This window comes from Saccharopolyspora gloriosae, assembly GCF_014203325.1.
GTDB lineage: Bacteria > Actinomycetota > Actinomycetes > Mycobacteriales > Pseudonocardiaceae > Saccharopolyspora_C > Saccharopolyspora_C gloriosae.
This window is the reverse complement of sequence record NZ_JACHIV010000001.1, coordinates 6,798,135-6,817,242: the sequence shown is the minus strand read 5'-3', so window position 1 is coordinate 6,817,242 and position 19,108 is coordinate 6,798,135. Positions and strand designations below refer to the sequence as shown.

Sequence of the window (19,108 nt, the reverse complement as noted above, 5' to 3'; positions counted from 1 at the left end):
TGGTGTCGAGTCAGCCTCCGTATCCCAGGCAGAGGAAGCCTGATTCGCCGTAGGTGGCTTGAGCGGTGGCGAGGGCTTCGGCCGGTGGTGCGCCGCCGCGCAGCAGGGAGTGCAGCGCGAGCATCACGTCCGCGGTGCGCTCGTCGGGCACGGGGACGACGCTGGCGATCACGGTCGCCGTGCCGCGCCCGAGCAAGGTGGCGGCCAGACCGGTGAGCTGACCTGCGCGGCCCACCACCGAACGCCCTGCCTCGCACGCCGAGAGCACCACGGTGCGCGGTCCGCGCCGCAGCCGGTCCAGGTCGTAGCCGTAGAGCGGACCGTCCGCGAGGTCCAGGCAGGACAGCAGCGGCTGGTCGTCCCGGAACCGGCCGTGCGCGGCGATGTGCGCGATCCGGGCTCCGTCCACGGCGTCCAGCACCCGCTCCGCACGGGCGTCGATCCCCGACAGCAAGCGCCCGCCACCGGCCGCGTGCAGGGCGGCGACCTCGCGCTCGGCGTGCTCCAGCCCCGGACCGGACACCCACACCGGTTCGCCCGGAGACCGGTCCAGCCCGGCATCCGCCCGGCCGCGCAGCCAGGTCCGCAACGACGGCGCCACCGTCACGCCCCGGCCCCGGCAGGCGGGCAACGCCGCCCACGGCACCGCGTGCAGCGGTCCGGTCGGCACCACCACCAGCCGCCGTCCCGGAGGCAGCGCCGCGAGCACCGGCGCCAGCAGTTGCCGCTGCACGGCCGCCGCCGCCTCGGCGGCACCTCCCGCGTAGACGGCGCCCACCCGGCCGTCGCCCGACTCGGCCTGCCGTGCCAGCAGGTAGCGCAGCCGCTGGGTTTCGAGCACCGCCGTCGCCTCGGCCCCGAGGTCGTGCAGCCGCGGCCGGCCGTCGACGACGGAGACCGCGTGCAGCTCCCCGTCGTGCGCGAACAGGCTGAGCAGCACGTCGTCGCCCAACGCGCTCAGCACCTCGTCGACCCCGGCCACCTGAGCCTCGCCCGCCGAACCCCCGGCGACCAGCAGCGCCCGGTCCCGCACCTGTCGTTCCAGGACACCGATCTCGGACAGCGCGGTCCGCAGCCTGGAACCGTCGGCCGCGGTCGCACCGGACACCGCCGATCGCAGCCGGACCAGCGCCGACCCCAGCTCGGGATCGTCGGGAGGGCGCACCGCTCTCCGGTGCGCCGACCCGAGCCTGTACCGCTCGACCCAGCGCAGCACCAGTCGCGGGTCCTCCGAACGCAGGGCCGCACCGATCGCGACCCCACCGAGCTCCTCGGCGAGGCCGAACGCCTCGATCCGCGGTTCCCAGGCGGCGATTCCGCTCGCGTAGCTCTCCACCGCGCGCAGTCCGCGGCGGCAGCTGTCGAACAGCCTGCCGTCGTCGCCCGCGTCCGCCGCGAGCAGCGCCTCCCCGAGCCAGCCCACGGCGAGCTGCCGGGTGGAACCCGGAACCTGACCACGGCCGGTCGCGGCCAGCTCCAGCAAGGTCCGGGCCGTGACCCGCCTGCCCAGCCGGGTCGCTTCGCGCCCCGCCGCGAGCCACAGCTCGGCGGCGGCCGTGGTCCAGCCGTGCGCCGCGCACGCGTGGCCCGCCCGCTTCGCCGCGGCCAGCGAATACCGCGACACCTGCCCCGCCCGCAGCCGCGCCTGGCACTCGGTGGCGACCGCGAGCGCGGCCCACGAACGCCGCCGCTGCGAGCGGAACAACCTGGCGGCGCGCCGCGCCGGACCGATCGCCGCCTCCGGAGCACCCGCGCGCAGCGCGCATCCGGCGAGCGTCAACCAGGTGTCGCCGAGCCGTGCCTCCCTGCCGAGCCGCCGCAACCGATCCGCCGCCCGGTGCAGTTCGCCCCTGGCCTGCTCGTGCAGCCCGGCCTCCGCCAGTGCTTCGGCCCGGTCGATGCGGACCTCCGGGTGCTCGTCCGGATCGACCCCCGCGGCCCGCGCCTCGTCGAACAACCGCAACGCACGCGGCAAGTCCCCGGCCCGCAGCGCCACGCAACCCCGGTTGTGCCTGCACAGCGCGGCACGGCCGTCCCGGCCGTCGGCACCGAACAGCTGCTCCGCCACCGCGAGGTCGGACTCCGCCGCGTCCAGGCCGTTGCGGTACAGGTGCGCCAAGCCCCGCGCGACGTAGGCGTTCGCGGCCCACTGGTGGTCGCGGTGTTCGAGCAACCGCGGTAACGCCGCGGAGAGCGCCACCTCCGCCTCCGCCAAGAGGTCCTGGTGGCACAGCAGCACTCCGCGCAGGCACTCGGCCCGGACCGCGTCCAACCCGGTGAGCTGCTCCGACGCCTCCGCCAACTGCCGCCACGCGGTGTCCGGGTCGCCCCGGTTCAGCTCGATCCACGCCGAGGTCAGCAGCACCTGCGCGGCCCGCTCCCCGAGCCGCGCGCACCGCGCCGCCGACAACGCGAGGCGCACGTGCTGCCGCGCCTCCGCGGACCGGCCCCGCTCCACGGCCGCCAGCGCGCAGATGTGCCGCGCCAACACCCGCAGTTCCCGATCCCCGGCGTGCGCGAGCCAGTGCTCCGCGGCCCGAACCGCGCCGTCCGGGTCGGCGCCCACCTGCTCCCGCCACCGCACCGCGGCCGCGATCGGATCCGAGACCGGCGCCAGCACCACCCCGGCGCTCAACAGACCAGCCAATCCGCCACGGCGGGCGTCGAGCCCACCTGCCGGAACACCACGCCCAGCGGACCCGCCGGAACGTCGGTCGCGCGGAACGCGCCGAACTCGTCGAGCTCCGCGACGCACTCGCCACCGGGATGCCGCAGCAGCACGTCCCCTTCCGGCCGCCCCTGCCCGGCGCGGCTGATCACCATGCCGGACGCCCGGAACAACCCCTGCACCATCGGCACCAGGTCCAGCTCCACGATCCGGCCCGGCATCAGGAACGTCAGCACTCGCGGCTCGGGATCACCCGGCCCGGACGCGGACGACCGCACCGGAGCGGGAGCGTCGGCGGAGTCGCCGACCAGCTCCAGCGCCGCCGCGTCGGCCCGACCGCGCGCCAGCCCCGCCGCCGCGTACGCCGCGGTGCGCACCTGCCCGGGTGGTGGATCGCAGAGCTGGAACAGGTCGCGCAGCACGCGCAGCTCGGCAGGCATCCGCGGGCTCATCCCGCTGCCTCCTCGACGCACCCGCCGGTGGCCAGGCGCTCCCGCAACGCGGCGAGGCAGCGGCCCTTCTTCGGGCCGATGCTGCCCCTCGGCATGCCGAGCGCCTGGCTCACCTGCGCGTAGCTGGCGTCCGGGGCCACCGCCACCACCCGCAGCAACTGCTGGCAGCGCCGGGACATCCCGGCGAACGCCTGCCACATCCGGGACACCGCGACCGAACGCAACGCGCTCACCTCCGGGCCGTCGGCGTGATCGGGAATGTCGAACATGCCGGTGTCCCAATCGACCGGCGACTCCCGGTGCCGGGCCTTCGACAACCGCACCGCCTCCCGCCGCGCGGTCGTGGCCAACCAGCCCGGCAACGCCCGTGGATCGCGCAGGTTGCCCAAGTTCTCCGCCAGCGACAGCCAGGTCACCTGGCACACGTCCTCCGCGTCGGCCGCCGTCGGCGAATACGCCCTCGCAGCGGCCCACACCACCGCGGTGTTGCGGTCCACCAGCTCCCGCCAGGCCGCCGCCTCACCGGTCGCGGCGCGTTCCAGCAGATCCGGCGCACCGCCCGGCTCCGAGTTCTCGTGCACGGCGTGCATCTCGCCCCCTCCCCTCATGATCGGGTCACGAGTAAGAGGCGCGAGGACCCCGAACAGATTCATCGCGGGCCGATTAACCCCCGAACGGGTAACGCCGAACGGCGGCGCGCACCGCCTCCCGCACATCGCGACCGTCCCGGAAGGCCGCGGCCACCCCCGCCGCGACCTGCGGCGCTGCGAACGACGTCCCGCTCCAGCGCGCGAATCCGTACCGCCGGGTGCCACCGGTTCCCGGCAGCAGCCGGACGTGGCTGCTCACCACGTCCACACCCGGCGCGCACGCGTCGACCCAGCCGCCCGAGTTCGAGAACCCGGCGAGCGCGCCGTCCGATCCCGTCGCCGCGACACCCACCACCTCCGGCAACGCCGCGGGCCAGAACGGGCGCGACGAACCGTGGTTGCCGGCGGCGGCCACCACCGCGGTGCCGCCGAAGCACTTGAGCTCGGCGCGCAGCGCGGGCGGGCACCGATCGCTCGCGGTGTGGCATCCGGCGGTCAGCAGCACCACGTCGATCCGCTCGCCTCGCGCGCCGGATTCCCGCCGCAGCGCCCGCAATCCGGCGACGACGGTCAGATCATCGGTGAACCCCAGCGAGGACAGCACCCGGCGCGGCCGGATCGTGACGCCCGGAGCGTGCCGCAGCAGCACGCCCGAGACGAAGGTGCCGTGCCCCGCCTGCCGGTCCTGATCGTTGTCGTCGTCCGCGTCGAGCACTTCCGGCACCGCTTCGAACCAGTCCCGGTCCGCGAACCACGGATGCGGATCGCACCCCGTGTCGAGGACCGCGACGGTGACGTCCCACCGCTGCCGGACGGGCTCCGCCACGGGTGCCGCCGGACCCGGATCGGCACCGGTCCCGAACATCACCGGAGTGCCGAACATCGTCGTCGAACCGACGTGCACGTGGTTGGCGCTGACCTCCGGCACCTCACCCGCGATGTCGAGGCAGCGGTCCCGTTCGGAGGTCCGCAGCCGGACACGCGCCAGCTGCAGGTCGTCGTCGTGCTCGACGCGGTCCACCCAGCGCCGGAACCGGGACAGCGCCGGGTCCAGCGATCCGCGCGGGGCGATGAGCTCACCCCGGCGGACCAGGCATTCCCCCGGACCGCCGGGATCGTGCACCAGCAGGTCGTGCCCGTAGCGGGCCCAGTGCGCACCGAGCTCCGCGAGCGTCACGCTGGTCCCCACCGTTGGATCCACAGGAGACACTGTGCGATCAGTCACTATGATCGTCCACTTGGGGCATGCTGTCGGGTGAAATCCGACGGCACACCAGTGGCACCGAGCCAGGGAGATTCGCCGCAACCGGTGGTATGACACCGCCTATCCGGGTGGTTGATACCGAGAAGGGCTGCCACCCATCCTATGGCGGAGGGACCATTGATCCCTCGTGCTCGGCGCGATCCGACCGACAGGCGGTGGTGAGGGTGACCGGTAGCTGCGCGCAGCGCAGACACTGGTCGCTCGTGCGCGCGTGGACCGCGCGGAGCCTCGCCGTCGCCGGGATCACCGGCGGCGCTTGGCTGCTGGGAGCCGGTCTCGCCACGGCGGCGCCGAGCGCACCGCAGGTGCACCTCTCGACGGTCCCCGCGGTCGCCGTCACGGCACCCGCCGTCGAAGCGGAACCGGAATCCGACGGCGGCGACGAGACCCGGCCCGGTTCCGCCGCGGAGCCCGGCAGCGCTTCGGTCACCGCCGCGGAGACGAACACCGCCCACGACGAACCGACCGCCGCGAACGAAGTCGCCGAACTCGTCGGCGGCATCGCTTCCGACGTCCACTCCCGGCTCGGCCCGGTCGGCGACCCCGAGGTCACCGACCCCGTCGAGTCCTCGCTCACCGAACCCGACGCCGACCCACCGCGCCCCGCGGAACGACACCCGGGCACCGACGCTCCGCGGCGTTCCGATCACGACGGTGGAGCTCCTCGGCCGACCGCACCGCGGCTCTCCGACCCCGCACTCCCGCCGGCTCCCGCAGCGGGACCGATCGCAGTGGAATCCGAGCACCTCGCCGACGGCACCGGAACCGACCACGCCAGCCGAGACCGCGGCTCACCGGCACCCCACGCGCACGGCGACCGCGGGCACCCGACCACGTCGACCCCGCAGCCGGTGCCGCCTGCCTGCCCACCGACCGCACCCGTCGCCACCGCGACCGCCGCACCCACCGGCCCGGGCCACGGCCTGCGCTGGACGCACGCCATCCTGCCGACGCAGCCCTGCCTGCCCGGCCCCGTGCGGGCCGCGGGCGGCCACGTCGAAACGGTCGCGCTGCGCGGCATCGCGCTGATCGAGCCGTCCGCCTCACCTGACTGATCCGAACGGATCGCACCGGCCCGCGGGCTCGCGTGCGAACACGCCCACCGCAGTCTCCGGTCCAGCCGACTGCGCCCGGCAGGACCGGTATCGGGGGCGACTCTCGGCATGCGTGCACAGGAACCTTGACCTGTCCTGATCACCGTCCGAGCGCCCCGGTCCCGGTGTCGCGCTGCCCCTGCGGCGCCGGGACCACACCCGAGGTCGCCTTCCGGCACGACGAGGGGCCGTGCCGGAAGGCGGTCCGGGGTCAGCTGATCGCCATGTCCCACGGGCACGGGTCGGGCGCACCGTCGAACCCGGCCGCCGCCAGCGCCAACCGGCGCACCGCCTCGCGCTGCTGCTCCACCGGCAGCGTGTACGGGAGCCGCAGGTACCGCTCCATCGTTCCCCGCACCGCGAACCGGGATCCCGGCACCAGCCGCAGCCCGTGCTGCTCGGCGGCGACCGCGAGCCTGCTGCTCACCGGGACGCCCAGGTCGCACCACAGCGCCAGGCCGCCGTCGGGCACCCGGAACGTCCAGGTGGGCAACTGCTCGGCGAGCTCCGCGATCAACGCCTCCCGCAGCTCGGCCACGTGCGCTCGCCGCCGCCGCAGCACCGGCTCGGGGTCGGCCAGCAGCTCGGCGAGCAACAACTGCTCCAGGACGGGACTGCCCAGGTCCACCGCGGCCCGGTCCAGCAGCAACCGCTGCACCAGGTCCTCCGAGGCCCGGACCCAGCCGAGCCGCAGCCCGCCCCAGAAGGACTTCCCCGCGGACCCGATCGTGATCACCCGGTCCTCACCGAACGCCGCCACCGGTGGCGGCGGAGTCCCGCCGGTGAGGTCCAGGTCGATCAGGGTCTCGTCGACGACCGCCGTGGTGCGGGTGCGGCGCAGCACCGCGACCAGCCGTTCCCGGTCCTGCGCGGTCATCCGGATGCCGGTGGGGTTCTGGAAGTCCGGGATCAGGTAGGCCAGCTTCGGCATCGCCTGCTGCAACGTCGCCGCCATCAGGTCGAGGTCCCACCCCTGCGCCAGCATCGGCACCGCGACCGCATCGGCCCCCACGCCGCGAATGGCCTGCAGCGGGTTCGGATAGGTCGGGTGCTCGACCAGCACCCGCTCACCTGGGGACACGAGCGCGCGCAGCACCAGCGCGAACCCGTGCTGAGCGCCGTTGGTGACGAGGATCTGCTGCGGCGAGGTGGGCAGCCCGCGTCGCGTGTGGCTCTCCGCGATGCGTTCGCGCAGTTCGGGAAGGCCGAACGCCTGGTAGCCGTGGCCACAGAGGTGCTCAGGGAACCGGCAGCGCGCCCGGTCCAGTGCTTCGGTGAGCTCCGGCGGCGCGGGCAGCGTGGCCTGCGCGAGGTTGATCAGATCCGGGGTCGCGGGCTGCCAGCCGCCGGGATCGGTGTTCGCCCGGTCCCCCGGCAGCCGCACCCACGAACCGGAGCCCTGCCTGCTCGCGGCGAACCCCTCCTCCCGCAGCAGGTCGAGCGCCCGCACGACGAGGGTGCGGCTCACGCCGATCGCCTCGGCGAACTCGCGTTCCGCGGGCAGCCGGGTCCCGGGCGGGAGCCTGCCGTCGAGCACCAGCCGCCGCACCGCCTGGTGCAGCCCGGTGGACGTGGCCCGGCCGGAGTTCCAGGTGCCGAGCAACTCCGCAATGCCACGGGCGCCGATTCGTCCTACTACGCGAGACATGAGTCCAATAGTTTCAGATTGGCACTCGAAAACAAGGCCAATCAGTCGGTACTACGGACACATGGCTGCAACACCACCCAAGGTGGATCTTTCCTCGGTACCCGTCACCGTCCGCCCGACCACCCGCCTGGCCCAGTTGTTCGCCGGCCTGGCGCTGTACGGCACGAGCATGGCGTTGATGGTCCGCGCGGAGATCGGCCTGTCGCCGTGGGACGTGCTCCACGACGGCCTCACCCATCGCTTGGACTGGAGCTTCGGCGCGATCACCGCGCTCACCAGCGTCATCGTGCTCGCCCTCTGGGTGCCGCTGCGGCAACGACCGGGCATCGGAACGGTGGCGAACGTCGTGGTCATCGCGCTGTCGGTGGACGTGGTGCTCGGGTTGGTGCCACCGGCGCAGTGGCTCCCGTGGCAGCTGACGCTGATCGTGTCCGGGGTCGTGCTCAACGGGCTGGCCACCGCGATCTACGTCGGCGCCCGCCTCGGCCCGGGACCGAGGGACGGCCTCATGACCGGCCTGCACGCGCGGACCGGCTGGTCGGTGCGGCTGGTGCGGACCGGGATCGAGATCGGCGTGCTGGCGGTCGGCTGGGGACTCGGCGGCAGCGTGGGCCTCGGAACCGTGCTGTACGCGACGTCGATCGGAGCGATCACCCAGCTGTTCCTGCCCTTCGTGACCGTGCGCGGCACCCGATAATCGGGGCATGGCGAATGTCGAGGTGGCCGAACGGGCGGGAGATCGGCTGACCCCACCGGACTCGGCGGCGAAGCCGAGCGAAGACGTGGTGCTGGTACTGCCGAACGCGGTGGCGGTGCTCGACGGCGCGACCTCCCTGCACCCCGGAACGCGCAGCGGCGGCTGGTACGCGGCCAGGCTCGCGGAGGCGCTGGAGCCCCGGCTGGCGGAGCCGGGAGCCGACCTGGCCGACGTGCTCGCGAACGCCATCGCCGAGCTGGTGGCGGCCTTCGACCTGCGCCCCGGAGCATCCCCGTCCAGCACGGCCTCCCTGCTGCGCTGGGACGACGAGCACGTGGACGCCCTGGTGCTCGCCGACAGCCCGATCGTGCTGAGCACCACCGAGGGGCTCCGGCCGGTGCTCGACGAACAGCTGGCGTCGCTGCGCTCCCGCCCCGGTACCGGATACCGCGACCGGCTCCGCTCCGGCGCGGGATTCGGCACCGGGCACCGGGACGCGCTGGGCACGTCGATGGACCGCACCTCGCGCTGGCGCAACGTCGACGGAGGCTTCTGGGTGGCCGAGGCCGTCCCGGAGGCCGCAGCGCACGCGGCCCGCCTCCGGCTGGCCCGACGCGATGTCACGGCGGCCATGGTGATGACCGACGGCGTGTCCTGCGGCGTGCAGGACTACGGGATCTACCCGGACTGGGCGGCGATGCTGGACGTGGCACTGCGGGACGGACCGGAGGTCGTGCTCGACCAGGTCAGGGCCGCGGAGCTGTCGGATCCGGACGGGGTTCGCTGGCCTCGACCGAAGCGCCACGACGATCAGGCGCTGGCGTTGGTGCGATCGGCCGACACGTGAGTGGCCAGGTCGGACCCGGCTCACCCCGATCCCGCGAAAAAAGATCTCTGCAGCTAGAGACAATCCGCATCCCGCCCAAGTAACCTGAGAAGTGTCCACCTGACCCCCAGGGGTGGACTTCACGCCCCCGCACTCCCGGTGACCCCCAGGCCGGTTGAGCGCGGGGGCGTCCTACGTTCGGGTGTAATTTGTTTTCCTACGCAACCGAGTTCCGCTTCACTCGTTTGAGTGGGCAAGGGAACCTGCCGCCGCCGCCCGCGGTCGAACCCGATGGCCGTACTCACGACTCCGCACTATGGGGAGGGATCGCCCGTGGACCTGCACACCCGGATCGAACTGTTCGGTGGGCCCGAAGACGGGCGGGAGATCACCCTGCCCACCGGCGCCGCGGGCGGACCGCTGTCCCCGCTACCCGTGCCGCGCGACGGCGAGGAACCCATGGCCGCGTACGTCAAGGACCACCAGCGCCCGCACGGCGTGTGGATCTACAAGTACACGCTGACCCCCTCGCTGCAGCAGTCCCCCGTGCAGTGACCCCCGCCTGACCCGGATCCGCGGCACGCACCGGGCCCGACGCCGAGCAGCCCTCGTCATCCGACGAGGGCTGCGTTCATCGCGCGAACGACACCATCAGCTGACAAACGCCCCCCGCCCCGCGATCCGGTGGGGCTTGCTTGTGCCAGCTCGGCTGCCTACACCCCGCCTTCTAGCGGAGCACCCACGCCGCCCCCGCCTAACCAGCAGTGGCAGCACCACGAAGTCCCGACCCTGGGTACCGAAGCGACGTTGCAACCAAAGTAGGGCGTGCACGCTACGAAGGAATGCAGCGGCACCTGCGATCTGCGGATTCACCAGTTGTGGCCGCGCCCTTATCTTGGTCATGCCAGACCTGGTGACTCGGCACACTCGAAGAAATACTGAGGGGATCATACAAATGAAAAGCATGTTCCGGGATGCACCCATCGGTGCCATGACCGTGGCCGTTGACGTTCAGACCAACAAGCATTCCCATCACCTGAAAACCGACGGGTCGACATTTGTTCGGACCCCTCAACAGAGGAACCACATGCGTGCATGGGTCTCGCGTCTCGCGGTCACAGCGAGTGCGATTCTCGGCTTGGCAGGCGTCGCCCTGGCCGCACCCGCTGGGGCGGCGCCCTTGTCCAGCACCTCCGCCTCATCGACGATGAGCGGATGGGAGTACGCCGGCTTCTACGACACGAAGAGCCAGTGCCAGGGCGGCGGCGAAATCTACCTGAATCACGGCTACTCGGACTACCGCTGCACGTACCAGCTTTCGAACGGGCAGTTCCTCCTCGAAATCCTGGACTGACAAAGCAGCAGCGGAGGATCACCGAGATCGGCCGCGTTCTGGAGTCTGTCAGTTGATAGCTGCGAGGCAATGTCCTACGCCGTTCGTTCTTCACGCAACCGCAAGCAGGCGAGCTGGTTCACGAGGACTCCATGGCGAAGCGCCAAAGGCATTGCTGATCGGCAAGCTGACCGCATAAGCAACACCAGCTCCAAGCGCCTGGATCAGGGACGCCCCTTAGCGTCCCTGCGTGATCCCCGGCCACCGGCCTCCCGTTTCGGTCCCAGCCGCCGAGCACCAGCCACATACCCGGTGCTCGGCGGCCAGCACGCGGTAGGTCAAGCAGCCCCGCGGGAGCGGGACACTTCGAAGACCCTCGGCTGACCGGAAGGCCACTTGCAGAAGGTCTCGCACGGTGGTGAGTCGTCCACTCCGGACGCTGACGGTGACTGCACAACGCTCGTCACACCGCGGCGACCACGCTCCTGGCGCTGGGCGCCTGGACCGGACGTCCATGGGTCTCATGGGATCGGCCGACCCCGATGATGAAGAAGCGCGACATGCACGTCACCGACGAGATCCGGCGGGACGTGGCCTCACAGCTCACCGGCTTGTGCTGTGGCCGAGACTGAGACGTCCAACTGAGACCAAGAAGCCCCACCGGAACCCGGTGGGGCTTGCTTGTGCCAGCTCAAGAGCGGTGGCCAGGGGCGGGGTCGAACCGCCGACCTTCCGCTTTTCAGGCGGACGCTCGTACCAACTGAGCTACCTGGCCATGGCGGCCGGCTCTCAGCCGAACGCTCTGGCGACCCAGACGGGACTTGAACCCGCGACCTCCGCCGTGACAGGGCGGCGCGCTAACCAACTGCGCCACTGGGCCATGTTCTGTTGTTGCGTACCCCCAACGGGATTCGAACCCGCGCTACCGCCTTGAAAGGGCGGCGTCCTAGGCCGCTAGACGATGGGGGCTTGGCCGATTCGACACCGACCCGGCCTTACCTCCAACCGGCTTTTCCCTTTCGGGGCGCCCCGTTGGCAGTGATGAAAGCTTACGACACGCCTCAAGGGGCCTCGCACCGGGGGGTGCTTAAGCGGCGCGGGCCCGCTCCACGCTCGCTCCTGCGAGCGCGACCACGGACGAGTGTAGCCACCTGACCAGCTTTTTTCACTCGGTCGGCACCTCGGTCCGGCGGGGCGCGACGGAGCGGAGCGGCGACGGAAACAGGGGCGCAGGCTCGCCCGGGAGGACTTCGGGGCGAAAAACGATCTTTGTGACGGCGGTCTCAGCTTGGGCGCGGGGCGGCGGCGGGGACCGAGGGGTTGTTTCGTAACCAGTCGGCGGTGGCGATGCCGCCGAGGATGAGCCGCCAGATCTCGCCGGTCTGCTGGGCCGCGCCGATCGCGCGGCTCGCGCTGAGCACGCGGACGCCGACGAGCGTGGCGTAGAGGACACGAGTGGCGGCCACGGGATCGACTTCGGGGCGCAGCAGGCCGTTCTCCGCGGAGCTCCGCAGCAGCCCGGTGAGCAGTTGCTCCCAGCGGGCGACGGTGTCCTGGTCCCGCATCGCGAGCCGGGCGCCGGCGCGGACGACCACGTCGTGCTCCAGGATCCGGACCACTTCGTCGACGAGTTCGACGGCGGTGGACAGCGGATCGAGGCCCCGGGACGTCCAGCGCTGCCAGATCTTGGCCCACACCTGGGCCTGGAAGCGCACGAGCGCGGCCGCGACGGCGTCCTTGGACGGGAAGTGGAAGTAGAACGCGCCCTTCGTGACACCGCTTCGGCGGAGGATCGCGCTCAGCGGCGTGGCGTCGAAGCCGACGCGGTCGAACTCCTCGGCAGCAGCGATGACGATGGCACGGCGGGTGACTTGCGCCCGACGCTGCTGGGGCATGGCACGGCTCCGGCGGCTGGAGTGTCGGCCATGCTCAGCGCGAGATCTCGGCGTAACTAGATCCGGTGACACGGCCCACGAAAGGATGATCAACTACGCCACGCGAAGTTACCCCGCCGCCCCTGCACGTGCCCATCCGCCGTTCCCGTGTCCCGTCGGTGATCTTGCTGGAACCGACCGGTGACCTGGAGGGAACGCAAAAGAAACCGCACGGTATGTTTTCACCGAGCCCGCCGCTGGGCTCGACGTCTTCCCGCGAGGCGAGCCACCGGGGGGTGCCCGCCCTCGCGGGAAGACAGCCCTGCTTCGACGGCACCCGGCCCTGACCGCGGCGCCGCCGCCGGCTCGCCGTCCGGACACCGGTACGCCGGTGCCCAGCGATGTCGCCGCCGATCACCGGGCCGCCGCCCGCCCGCACCGGACACCGCTCCAGCCGCTCCGGACCAGTGCCGACCCGGATGCGGTGATCGGCTCCGATCACGGCCGGGCGGCTCACTGCGTGACCGGCGGCTCGCCGTCCTCGTCCGGGACCAGTCCGAGCATGTCCAGCAGCAGCCGGCAGTCCTCGGCGTCCTCCGAACTGCGCGCCACCGCGACCCGCGCCCGGTGCACCTGCTCGTCGGTGATCCCGGAGGGCTCGCCGCTGCGCGGCGCAGGCACCACCGAGGCTGATCGGCTAGCGGTTTCTTCCTGCTGCGACAAGAACTTCCGTACGTCCAGCGACCCGTACATGGTGCCTCCCCGGCTCGGGTTTCGGCCGCAGGTTATCCACAGCTTGTACACAGCCGCAGCCCCCCACAGAGTGATTCGCTTGAGACGCTGCGTAATCGTTCGGGCTGATTCGATCCACTTCGGACCGGCCGACCGTCCAAGCCGAACCTGATGTCTCGTCCACTCTGGAAAGCCGCCGTCGTCGATCGCCCGGTCCTGCCGGGAGGACCGGCCGGTGAGCGCGGATCATCGCAGCTCGTGAGGCCACGGCCCGAGCTCCGGCGATCACGCGTGGAGAGCGCCCGTCGCGTCGCGCGGGGCTAGGGGCGGGGTGCCGCGGACGTGCCGGTGGAGCTCTCGGGCACGGGCTCCTCCCGCCCCAGCGCGGGTGGGGATTGCTCTTTCCGGGTGGATCGAGCAGGTGGGCGTGATCGCGGAGGGCGGCGGCCCGCTCGCCCTCGTCCAACGGTGGCCGGATGCTCACCTTCGAGTGAAGCTCGCTGACGTTTGGGCGATTCAGGTGACAACGGGTAGCAACGTTTCCCGGCTGTCCCTCCCAAAAATGGGAAAGCCATGCCACAATCGTGAAGCTGATCCACCCCCGGTCAGCGACTGTGGAGATCCCCTCCGACCCCCGCGCTCCTCCCCCTGGCGTGGGGGTCCTCCGCTGTCCGGGGTACCTCGTTCCCGGGTCCCGGGCACCGATCAGCCGCTCGGCCTCGCCGCGCTGTCCGGGTAGCCCAGCGGAGTGCGGTCGCCTTCCCAGCCCCAGCGCCGTTCGGTGCTGGTCGCGGTGTCGTAGGCGTCGCGCCGCATCGGGTAGGCGACGCGGACGAGCTCGCCCCAGTCCGCGTCCTGCGGTCGCCGCTGGGCCCCCAGCAGCCGCGTCGCGACGGTGCCTTCGACGCCGACCTCGCGGATTCCGGCGAAGCTGCCGCCGATCTCCCGCACGAACGGGGCCTGCCCGGCGAAACCGAGGTCGTCGGGCGGCGTCAGCAGCGTCGTCGGCGCCTGCGCGAGACCGCCCGCGACCCGCGGTGACCTGCGCTCGCACGGGAAGTCCCACACCATCGCCCAGTCCACGTAGACAGCGCCCCCGAGCGAAGCCCGCAACGGCGCCACGTCCCGCAGCCGCGGCCCGGTGGTGGCGAGCCAGCCGCCGTCGTCGGTGGTGGCGTCGGCGGCGAGGACGCGCACGGTGTTCGCGCCCGCGGGCACCTCGGCGGCGCCGAGGAGCACCTCCCGCCACTCGGGACGGTCCTGCGGCGCGTCCTCGACGACGCGGTCGCTGGGGTAGGTGCGGCGTTCGTCGTCGTCCTTCCAGGAGTCGTCGAGCACCCGCTGCCCGATCGGCCGCGAGTCCCGGCCGAACTCCAGCACGAGCCGGTTGCCGTCGCCGGTGCGCCCGGCCACCGACAGCGCGAGCTCCTGATCCGCCCGCGGCGGCGGCAGCGCGAACCAGCGGCTGGTGAGCTCGCCCGTCGCGGCACCGCCGCCGTCGAGGCTGCCCCACAGGTAGGTGGCGCTGCCGGTGCCCGGCGGGGCGGGCGGCGCCTGGAACTTCGGGAATCCGCCGCGTTCGACGAAGCCGCGGGACCGGTCGCCGCCGCCCGCGACGGGCCGCAGCGGTCCGCCGGGAGCATCGCGGGTGGTCACGATCCGGTCGGCGATGCCGCAGTCGCCGCCGGTCAGGTGCCCGATGTTCTGCGCGCCGACCGAGTAGCCGCCGAGCTGCCGGAACGGGGCGACGACGAACGACACCAGCAGCACCGCCACACCGAGCACGACGGCCGTCACGCCCAGCACCGCGGGCATCCGGCCGAGCACCGCCCGCCAGCGCCGCCTGCCGAACAGCAGCACGACCCCGGTGAGCGCGATCCACGACAGCGGGCCGTCGAACGGCGCGAACGGGGCCTGCGCGCGCGGCACCCCGAAGTCCGAGTGCAGGAACCACTCGTTGCGACCCGCGAACGCCACGCTGATCCCCACCACGAGCAGCACGGTCCCGACCAGGCCGACGAGCTCGTCGCGTGCCGCCACCAGCAGCACCACCGACACCGTCAGCGCGAGCGCGCCGAGACCGGCGAGCGCGCCGAAGTAGTGCGTCCACTTCGACGGGGTCAGCCACAACATCCCCAGTCCCAGCGCGAACGCCACCGGCGCCACGTGCGCGGCGCGCAGGCCGGGCAGCGCCCGGCTCCCGCGCGCGAGCAGCAGCACCGAGCAGGCCAGCAGCGGCAACGTGATCAGCACCGGCAACCGGCGGCCGAGGCCGCCCTGCTCGTCGTCGAAGCCGAGCAGGTACTCGTAGCGGCGGATCTCCTCGAACCACGGCACGTTCGGCCCGTAGAACCGATGCAGCTCGGTGGCTCGGCTGACGCCGTACCAGGACTGGTCGGCGAACATCGCCACCAGCCCGACCGCCCCGACGCAGGCCAGCAGCGCGATCGCTCCGCACGGCGAGCCCCCGGCGCGCAGCGTCCGCCAGATCCGCGGGGCCAGCAGGAGCAGCGGGGCGGCCGCGGTGACGCCGACCGGGTTGACCGCGACGGTGAGCCCCGCCGCCAGCGCGCCGCAGCCGAGCAGCAGCAACCGGCCCTCCCGCCGGGTGCCGCGCAGCACGCAGGTCAGCACGACGGTGGCGCCGAACGCGACGAACGGCTCGGGGCGCACTCCGAGGTCGAACGGCAGCCACCAGAGCAGCAGCGCACCGGCGAGCAGCGCGCGCACCCGGCCGAGGCGGGCGTGGCCGGGCAGCAGCACGGGCAGCGCGCCGCGGCTCAGCAGCAGCCAGGTGAGGAACCCCGCCAGCAGGCTCGGCAACCGCAGCACCAGCGGGTTCGCGTGCAGCGAGATCAGCGGCTCGACGAGGAAGAGCACCGCGGTGAACGGGGATTCGGCCGCGTTCTCCCAGCGGTAGTAGTTCGTGAACGCGCCGGAGTGCAGCGCGTTGCGCACGATGCCCTCGGTGAAGCCGTCGTCGGGGGTGCGGGGGCCGAGGACCGCCCAGATCAGCAGGGTGACGAGCACGCCGAGGTCCAGCGGCCAGGAGCCGATCCGCCGACGTCCGGTGGCTCCGGCCGGCGCGTGCTGATCGGGGTCCGCGCCTCCGTCGGGGAGGGGCTCGTCGGCCGGCCGGTCCCCGCGCCCGCGGCGCCGGTCGGCGCGGGCGAGCAAGGTGAGCGCGGCCGCCGCGAGGGCGAGCTGCGCGCCGATCAGCGCGATCTTCGCGCCGGTGGGCGAGTTCTCGAACCAGGTGCTGGTGCGGGCGTGCACCGCCAAGCCTCGGGCCTGCTCGGCGGGGAGGTCCGTGGTGAACGCGAAGACCTCCCGCACCCGGTCACCGGGCAGCACCGCGGTGTCCGCGCCGATCCGCACCGTGCTCCCGGCGCCGGTGGCGTCGAGCCGCACCGCGCAGTCACCGGCGGGGATCGGTCCGCGGTGCACCTGCCTGCCACCGATCTGCACCAGCAGATCACCGTCCGCGGCGACCACCGCGAAGCCCGTGGACGGCGCGCCGGGACGGGTGCTCGCGACCAACGTCGTCGGCCCCGGTTCCCGTTGCCCTGCGCGCACGACCGGGCACGGCACGTCGACGTGCGTCTCGGCGGGGGCGTAGGGCACGAAAAAAGCCGTGGTCGATTCCGGGGCGGCTCCCGCTTGCGGCCACGTCACGGTGGTCTGGTCGGCGAGCACCGGAGCGAACGGCAGCAGCAGCGCGGCGAGCACGCCGAGAACGCCGATCACCAGCGACGATCGCGAACGAAGCGGACGCGGCGCGGAACTCGCGCGCAGGAGCGAGGGCGGCTGGTTCACCCGTGGAGACTCCCATTCCGGCCACCCGCGGGGGCGCGGTACGTCCGACACGCCGCCATGAATGCGGACACAGCACTCCATGTTTCGCAACAAAACCGTTATCGTGTGCGCGTGGCTCTAGGACGAATCAAGACCGGACGCCGGCAGCAGGATCAGCGGGGCAAGTCCGCCAACCAGCAGCAGGCCAACGAGCCGGATCACGAACTCGACTCGTACCTCGCGGCCCTGGCCCCGAAGGACGACCTCGAAACCACCGGCACCGGCCGCGGTTTCGGCGGGGCGGAGGTCCACCAGCTGCGGTTGCCGCTGATGGCCAACGAGCAGCTCAAGGAGCTCGCCGCCCGGCAAGGCACCTCCCCCGGTGCGCTGGCTCGGGACTGGGTGATGCAGCACCTGTCGCAGGCCGCCGAACCGGAACCGGCACTGCCGGAACCGCCGCGCGGCCCGGTGCAGCAGCACGGACAGCTCGACGGCACGCCCGCGTGGCCGCAGCAGGAAGCGGGTTACGGGCAGCAGCCCGGCTACGACCCGTACGCCTACGCCTACGGCGGCGAAACCGACGCCGAGATCACGGTCCCGCGCGAACGCATCCGCTGATCCCCTGCCGCGCGCCGCGGCGTGCGGCCGACCCCCCGACCAACCCCCGACATCGACCACAACCCCGAAAACCCCGGCTCTGCCGGCAGAGGCGCCCCCCGACCGCCTCTGCCGGCAGTTTTCTTTCTGGGGCTTAGCCGGTCGTTCTGCTTGGGTGGTCCAGTGGCGGAACCTCAGTCGGTCTCTCGCTGCGGGATCTTTTTCCCAAGTGGCTCCGCCACGAGGGAAAAAGCTGTCCTCGCGAGAGACCGACTGAGAACCCGCGGGTGAGCGGCTTCTTGACGTGGGCTATGCGCTGACGCGCATACAGGCACGGCCTTCGGCCGCAAGGCGGGGTTGCTTCGCCGCGCCCGAGACGCTGGGGGTTAGAGGCCTAGTTCTCGGGCGATCAGCATTCGTTGGACTTCGCTGGTTCCTTCGCCGATCTCCAGGATCTTGGCGTCGCGGTAGAAGCGGCCCACGGGGGTTTCGTTCATGAAGCCGTAGCCGCCGAAGATCTGGGTGGCGTCGCGGGCGTTGTCCATCGCGGCATCGGACGAGGTGAGCTTCGCCAGCGCGGCCTGCTTGCGGAACGGTTCGCCGCGCAGCATCCGGGACGCGGCGTCGTAGTAGGCGAGCCGCGCGTTGTGCGCGCGCAGCTCCATGTCGGCGATCTTGAACTGGATCGCCTGGTACTCGCCGATGTGGTGGCCGAACGCTTCGCGTTCGCCCGCGTAGCGCAGGCACTCGTCCACGCAGCCCTGCGCGAGCCCCGTGCCGAGCGCGGCGATGGCGATGCGGCCCTCGCTGAGGATCGACAGGAACTGCGCGTAGCCCCGGCCGCGTTCGCCGAGCAGGTTCGCGGCGGGCACCCGGCAGTCGTCGAAGGCCAGCTCGTGGGTGTCGGAGGCGTTCCAGCCGACCTTGGAGTACTTGGGCGCGACGGTGAACCCGGGCGTGCCGGAGGGCACGATGATCGTGGAGATCTCCTTGCCGCCGTCGGGTTTGGTGCCGGTCACGGCGGTGACGGTGACGAACGCGGTGATGTCCGTTCCGGAGTTCGTGATGAACGCCTTGGAACCGTTGATGACCCACTCGTCGCCGTCGAGCACCGCGGTGGTGCGGGTGGCTCCGGCGTCGGAACCGCCGCCCGGTTCGGTGAGTCCGAACGCGCCGAGGACCTCCGCGCCGCACAACCGGGGCAGCCACTCCCGCTGCTGCTCTGCGGTGCCGAAGCGGTAGATCGGCATGGTGCCGAGGGACACGCCCGCTTCGAGCGTGATCGCCACCGACGAGTCGATCCGCGCGAGTTCCTCCAGCGCCAGGCACAGCGTGAAGTAGTCGCCGCCCATGCCGCCGTGCTCCTCGCCGACGGGCAGCCCGAACAGGCCCATCGACCCCATGGTCCGCACCAGCGGGTACGGGAACTCCTCGCGCTCGTAGTAGCCGCCGATGACGGGAGCGATCTCCTTGCGCGCGAAGGTCCGCACCGAGTCGCGCAGCGCTTCGTGATCTTCGCCGAGCCGGTGGTCGATCAT

At 72.2% G+C, this 19,108-nt stretch carries 15 protein-coding genes and 3 tRNA genes; 6 read left to right on the top strand and 12 right to left on the bottom strand.

The annotated features are described in order from the left end of the window. Positions 1-10: 10 nt before the first annotated feature. The 4 genes from BJ969_RS29715 to BJ969_RS29700 all read right to left on the bottom strand — a co-directional run bounded on the left by BJ969_RS29715 (position 11) and on the right by BJ969_RS29700 (position 4,899). The gene (locus BJ969_RS29715; RefSeq protein WP_246457131.1) at positions 11-2,635 is read right to left on the bottom strand and encodes a CHAT domain-containing protein; all 2,625 of its coding nucleotides are present in this window, start codon (positions 2,633-2,635) and stop codon (positions 11-13) included. After that, the gene (locus tag BJ969_RS29710; RefSeq protein WP_184484527.1) at positions 2,632-3,120 is read right to left on the bottom strand and encodes a hypothetical protein; all 489 of its coding nucleotides are present in this window, start codon (positions 3,118-3,120) and stop codon (positions 2,632-2,634) included. The genes BJ969_RS29715 and BJ969_RS29710 overlap by 4 nt, the downstream gene beginning before the upstream one ends. Beyond that, on the bottom strand, positions 3,117-3,710 hold the full coding sequence (locus tag BJ969_RS29705; RefSeq protein ID WP_221315976.1) for an RNA polymerase sigma factor: 594 nt from the start codon (positions 3,708-3,710) through the stop codon (positions 3,117-3,119). Before BJ969_RS29705 ends, BJ969_RS29710 begins: the two co-directional genes overlap by 4 nt. Before the next feature lie 73 nt (positions 3,711-3,783). Beyond that, entirely contained in the window at positions 3,784-4,899 is a 1,116-nt protein-coding gene (locus tag BJ969_RS29700) for a S8 family peptidase (RefSeq protein WP_343071674.1), read from the bottom strand. A gap of 278 nt (positions 4,900-5,177) precedes the next feature. Between BJ969_RS29700 and BJ969_RS29695 the strand changes: the two genes are divergently transcribed. Further along, on the top strand, positions 5,178-6,029 hold the full coding sequence (locus tag BJ969_RS29695; RefSeq protein ID WP_184484525.1) for a hypothetical protein: 852 nt from the start codon (positions 5,178-5,180) through the stop codon (positions 6,027-6,029). Positions 6,030-6,279: 250 nt separating this feature from the next. On the opposite strand, the gene yczR is transcribed toward BJ969_RS29695, so the two are convergent. Beyond that, positions 6,280-7,716, bottom strand: a complete 1,437-nt coding sequence (gene yczR / locus BJ969_RS29690) for a MocR-like transcription factor YczR (RefSeq protein WP_184484523.1) — start codon at positions 7,714-7,716, stop codon at positions 6,280-6,282. Positions 7,717-7,777: 61 nt separating this feature from the next. Between yczR and yczE the strand changes: the two genes are divergently transcribed. From yczE to BJ969_RS29670, 4 genes are all read left to right on the top strand, one after another. Further along, positions 7,778-8,413, top strand: a complete 636-nt coding sequence (yczE, locus tag BJ969_RS29685) for a membrane protein YczE (RefSeq protein WP_184484521.1) — start codon at positions 7,778-7,780, stop codon at positions 8,411-8,413. A 7-nt stretch (positions 8,414-8,420) separates the two neighbouring features. Beyond that, positions 8,421-9,260 carry a protein phosphatase 2C domain-containing protein gene (locus tag BJ969_RS29680; RefSeq protein ID WP_184484519.1) on the top strand — a complete coding sequence of 280 codons (840 nt, stop codon included), beginning with the start codon at positions 8,421-8,423 and terminating at the stop codon, positions 9,258-9,260. 312 nt (positions 9,261-9,572) lie between these two features. Continuing rightward, positions 9,573-9,794 (top strand): hypothetical protein, encoded by a 222-nt coding sequence (locus BJ969_RS29675; RefSeq protein ID WP_184484517.1) that lies wholly within the window; start codon positions 9,573-9,575, stop codon positions 9,792-9,794. Between the two features lie 400 nt (positions 9,795-10,194). Further along, the gene (locus BJ969_RS29670; protein WP_184484515.1) at positions 10,195-10,593 is read left to right on the top strand and encodes a hypothetical protein; all 399 of its coding nucleotides are present in this window, start codon (positions 10,195-10,197) and stop codon (positions 10,591-10,593) included. A gap of 680 nt (positions 10,594-11,273) precedes the next feature. Here the strand turns inward: BJ969_RS29670 and BJ969_RS29665 are convergent. The 6 genes from BJ969_RS29665 to BJ969_RS29640 all read right to left on the bottom strand — a co-directional run bounded on the left by BJ969_RS29665 (position 11,274) and on the right by BJ969_RS29640 (position 16,925). Continuing rightward, positions 11,274-11,347 (bottom strand) — tRNA-Phe (locus tag BJ969_RS29665). Positions 11,348-11,375: 28 nt separating this feature from the next. Further along, positions 11,376-11,452: transfer RNA gene (locus tag BJ969_RS29660), tRNA-Asp, on the bottom strand. Positions 11,453-11,468: 16 nt separating this feature from the next. Continuing rightward, positions 11,469-11,541: transfer RNA gene (locus BJ969_RS29655), tRNA-Glu, on the bottom strand. Positions 11,542-11,855: 314 nt separating this feature from the next. After that, positions 11,856-12,467 (bottom strand): ScbR family autoregulator-binding transcription factor, encoded by a 612-nt coding sequence (locus tag BJ969_RS29650; protein WP_184484513.1) that lies wholly within the window; start codon positions 12,465-12,467, stop codon positions 11,856-11,858. A 492-nt stretch (positions 12,468-12,959) separates the two neighbouring features. After that, positions 12,960-13,130 carry a hypothetical protein gene (locus BJ969_RS29645; protein WP_343071673.1) on the bottom strand — a complete coding sequence of 57 codons (171 nt, stop codon included), beginning with the start codon at positions 13,128-13,130 and terminating at the stop codon, positions 12,960-12,962. A gap of 753 nt (positions 13,131-13,883) precedes the next feature. Next, positions 13,884-16,925 (bottom strand): arabinosyltransferase domain-containing protein, encoded by a 3,042-nt coding sequence (locus BJ969_RS29640; protein WP_343071672.1) that lies wholly within the window; start codon positions 16,923-16,925, stop codon positions 13,884-13,886. Positions 16,926-17,105: 180 nt separating this feature from the next. On the opposite strand from BJ969_RS29640, the gene BJ969_RS29635 reads away from it, so the two are divergent. Next, on the top strand, positions 17,106-17,591 hold the full coding sequence (locus BJ969_RS29635) for a hypothetical protein (protein ID WP_184484507.1): 486 nt from the start codon (positions 17,106-17,108) through the stop codon (positions 17,589-17,591). Positions 17,592-17,956: 365 nt separating this feature from the next. Here BJ969_RS29635 and BJ969_RS29630 read toward each other — a convergent pair whose 3' ends face one another. After that, on the bottom strand, positions 17,957-19,108 hold the full coding sequence (locus tag BJ969_RS29630) for an acyl-CoA dehydrogenase family protein (RefSeq protein ID WP_184484505.1): 1,152 nt from the start codon (positions 19,106-19,108) through the stop codon (positions 17,957-17,959).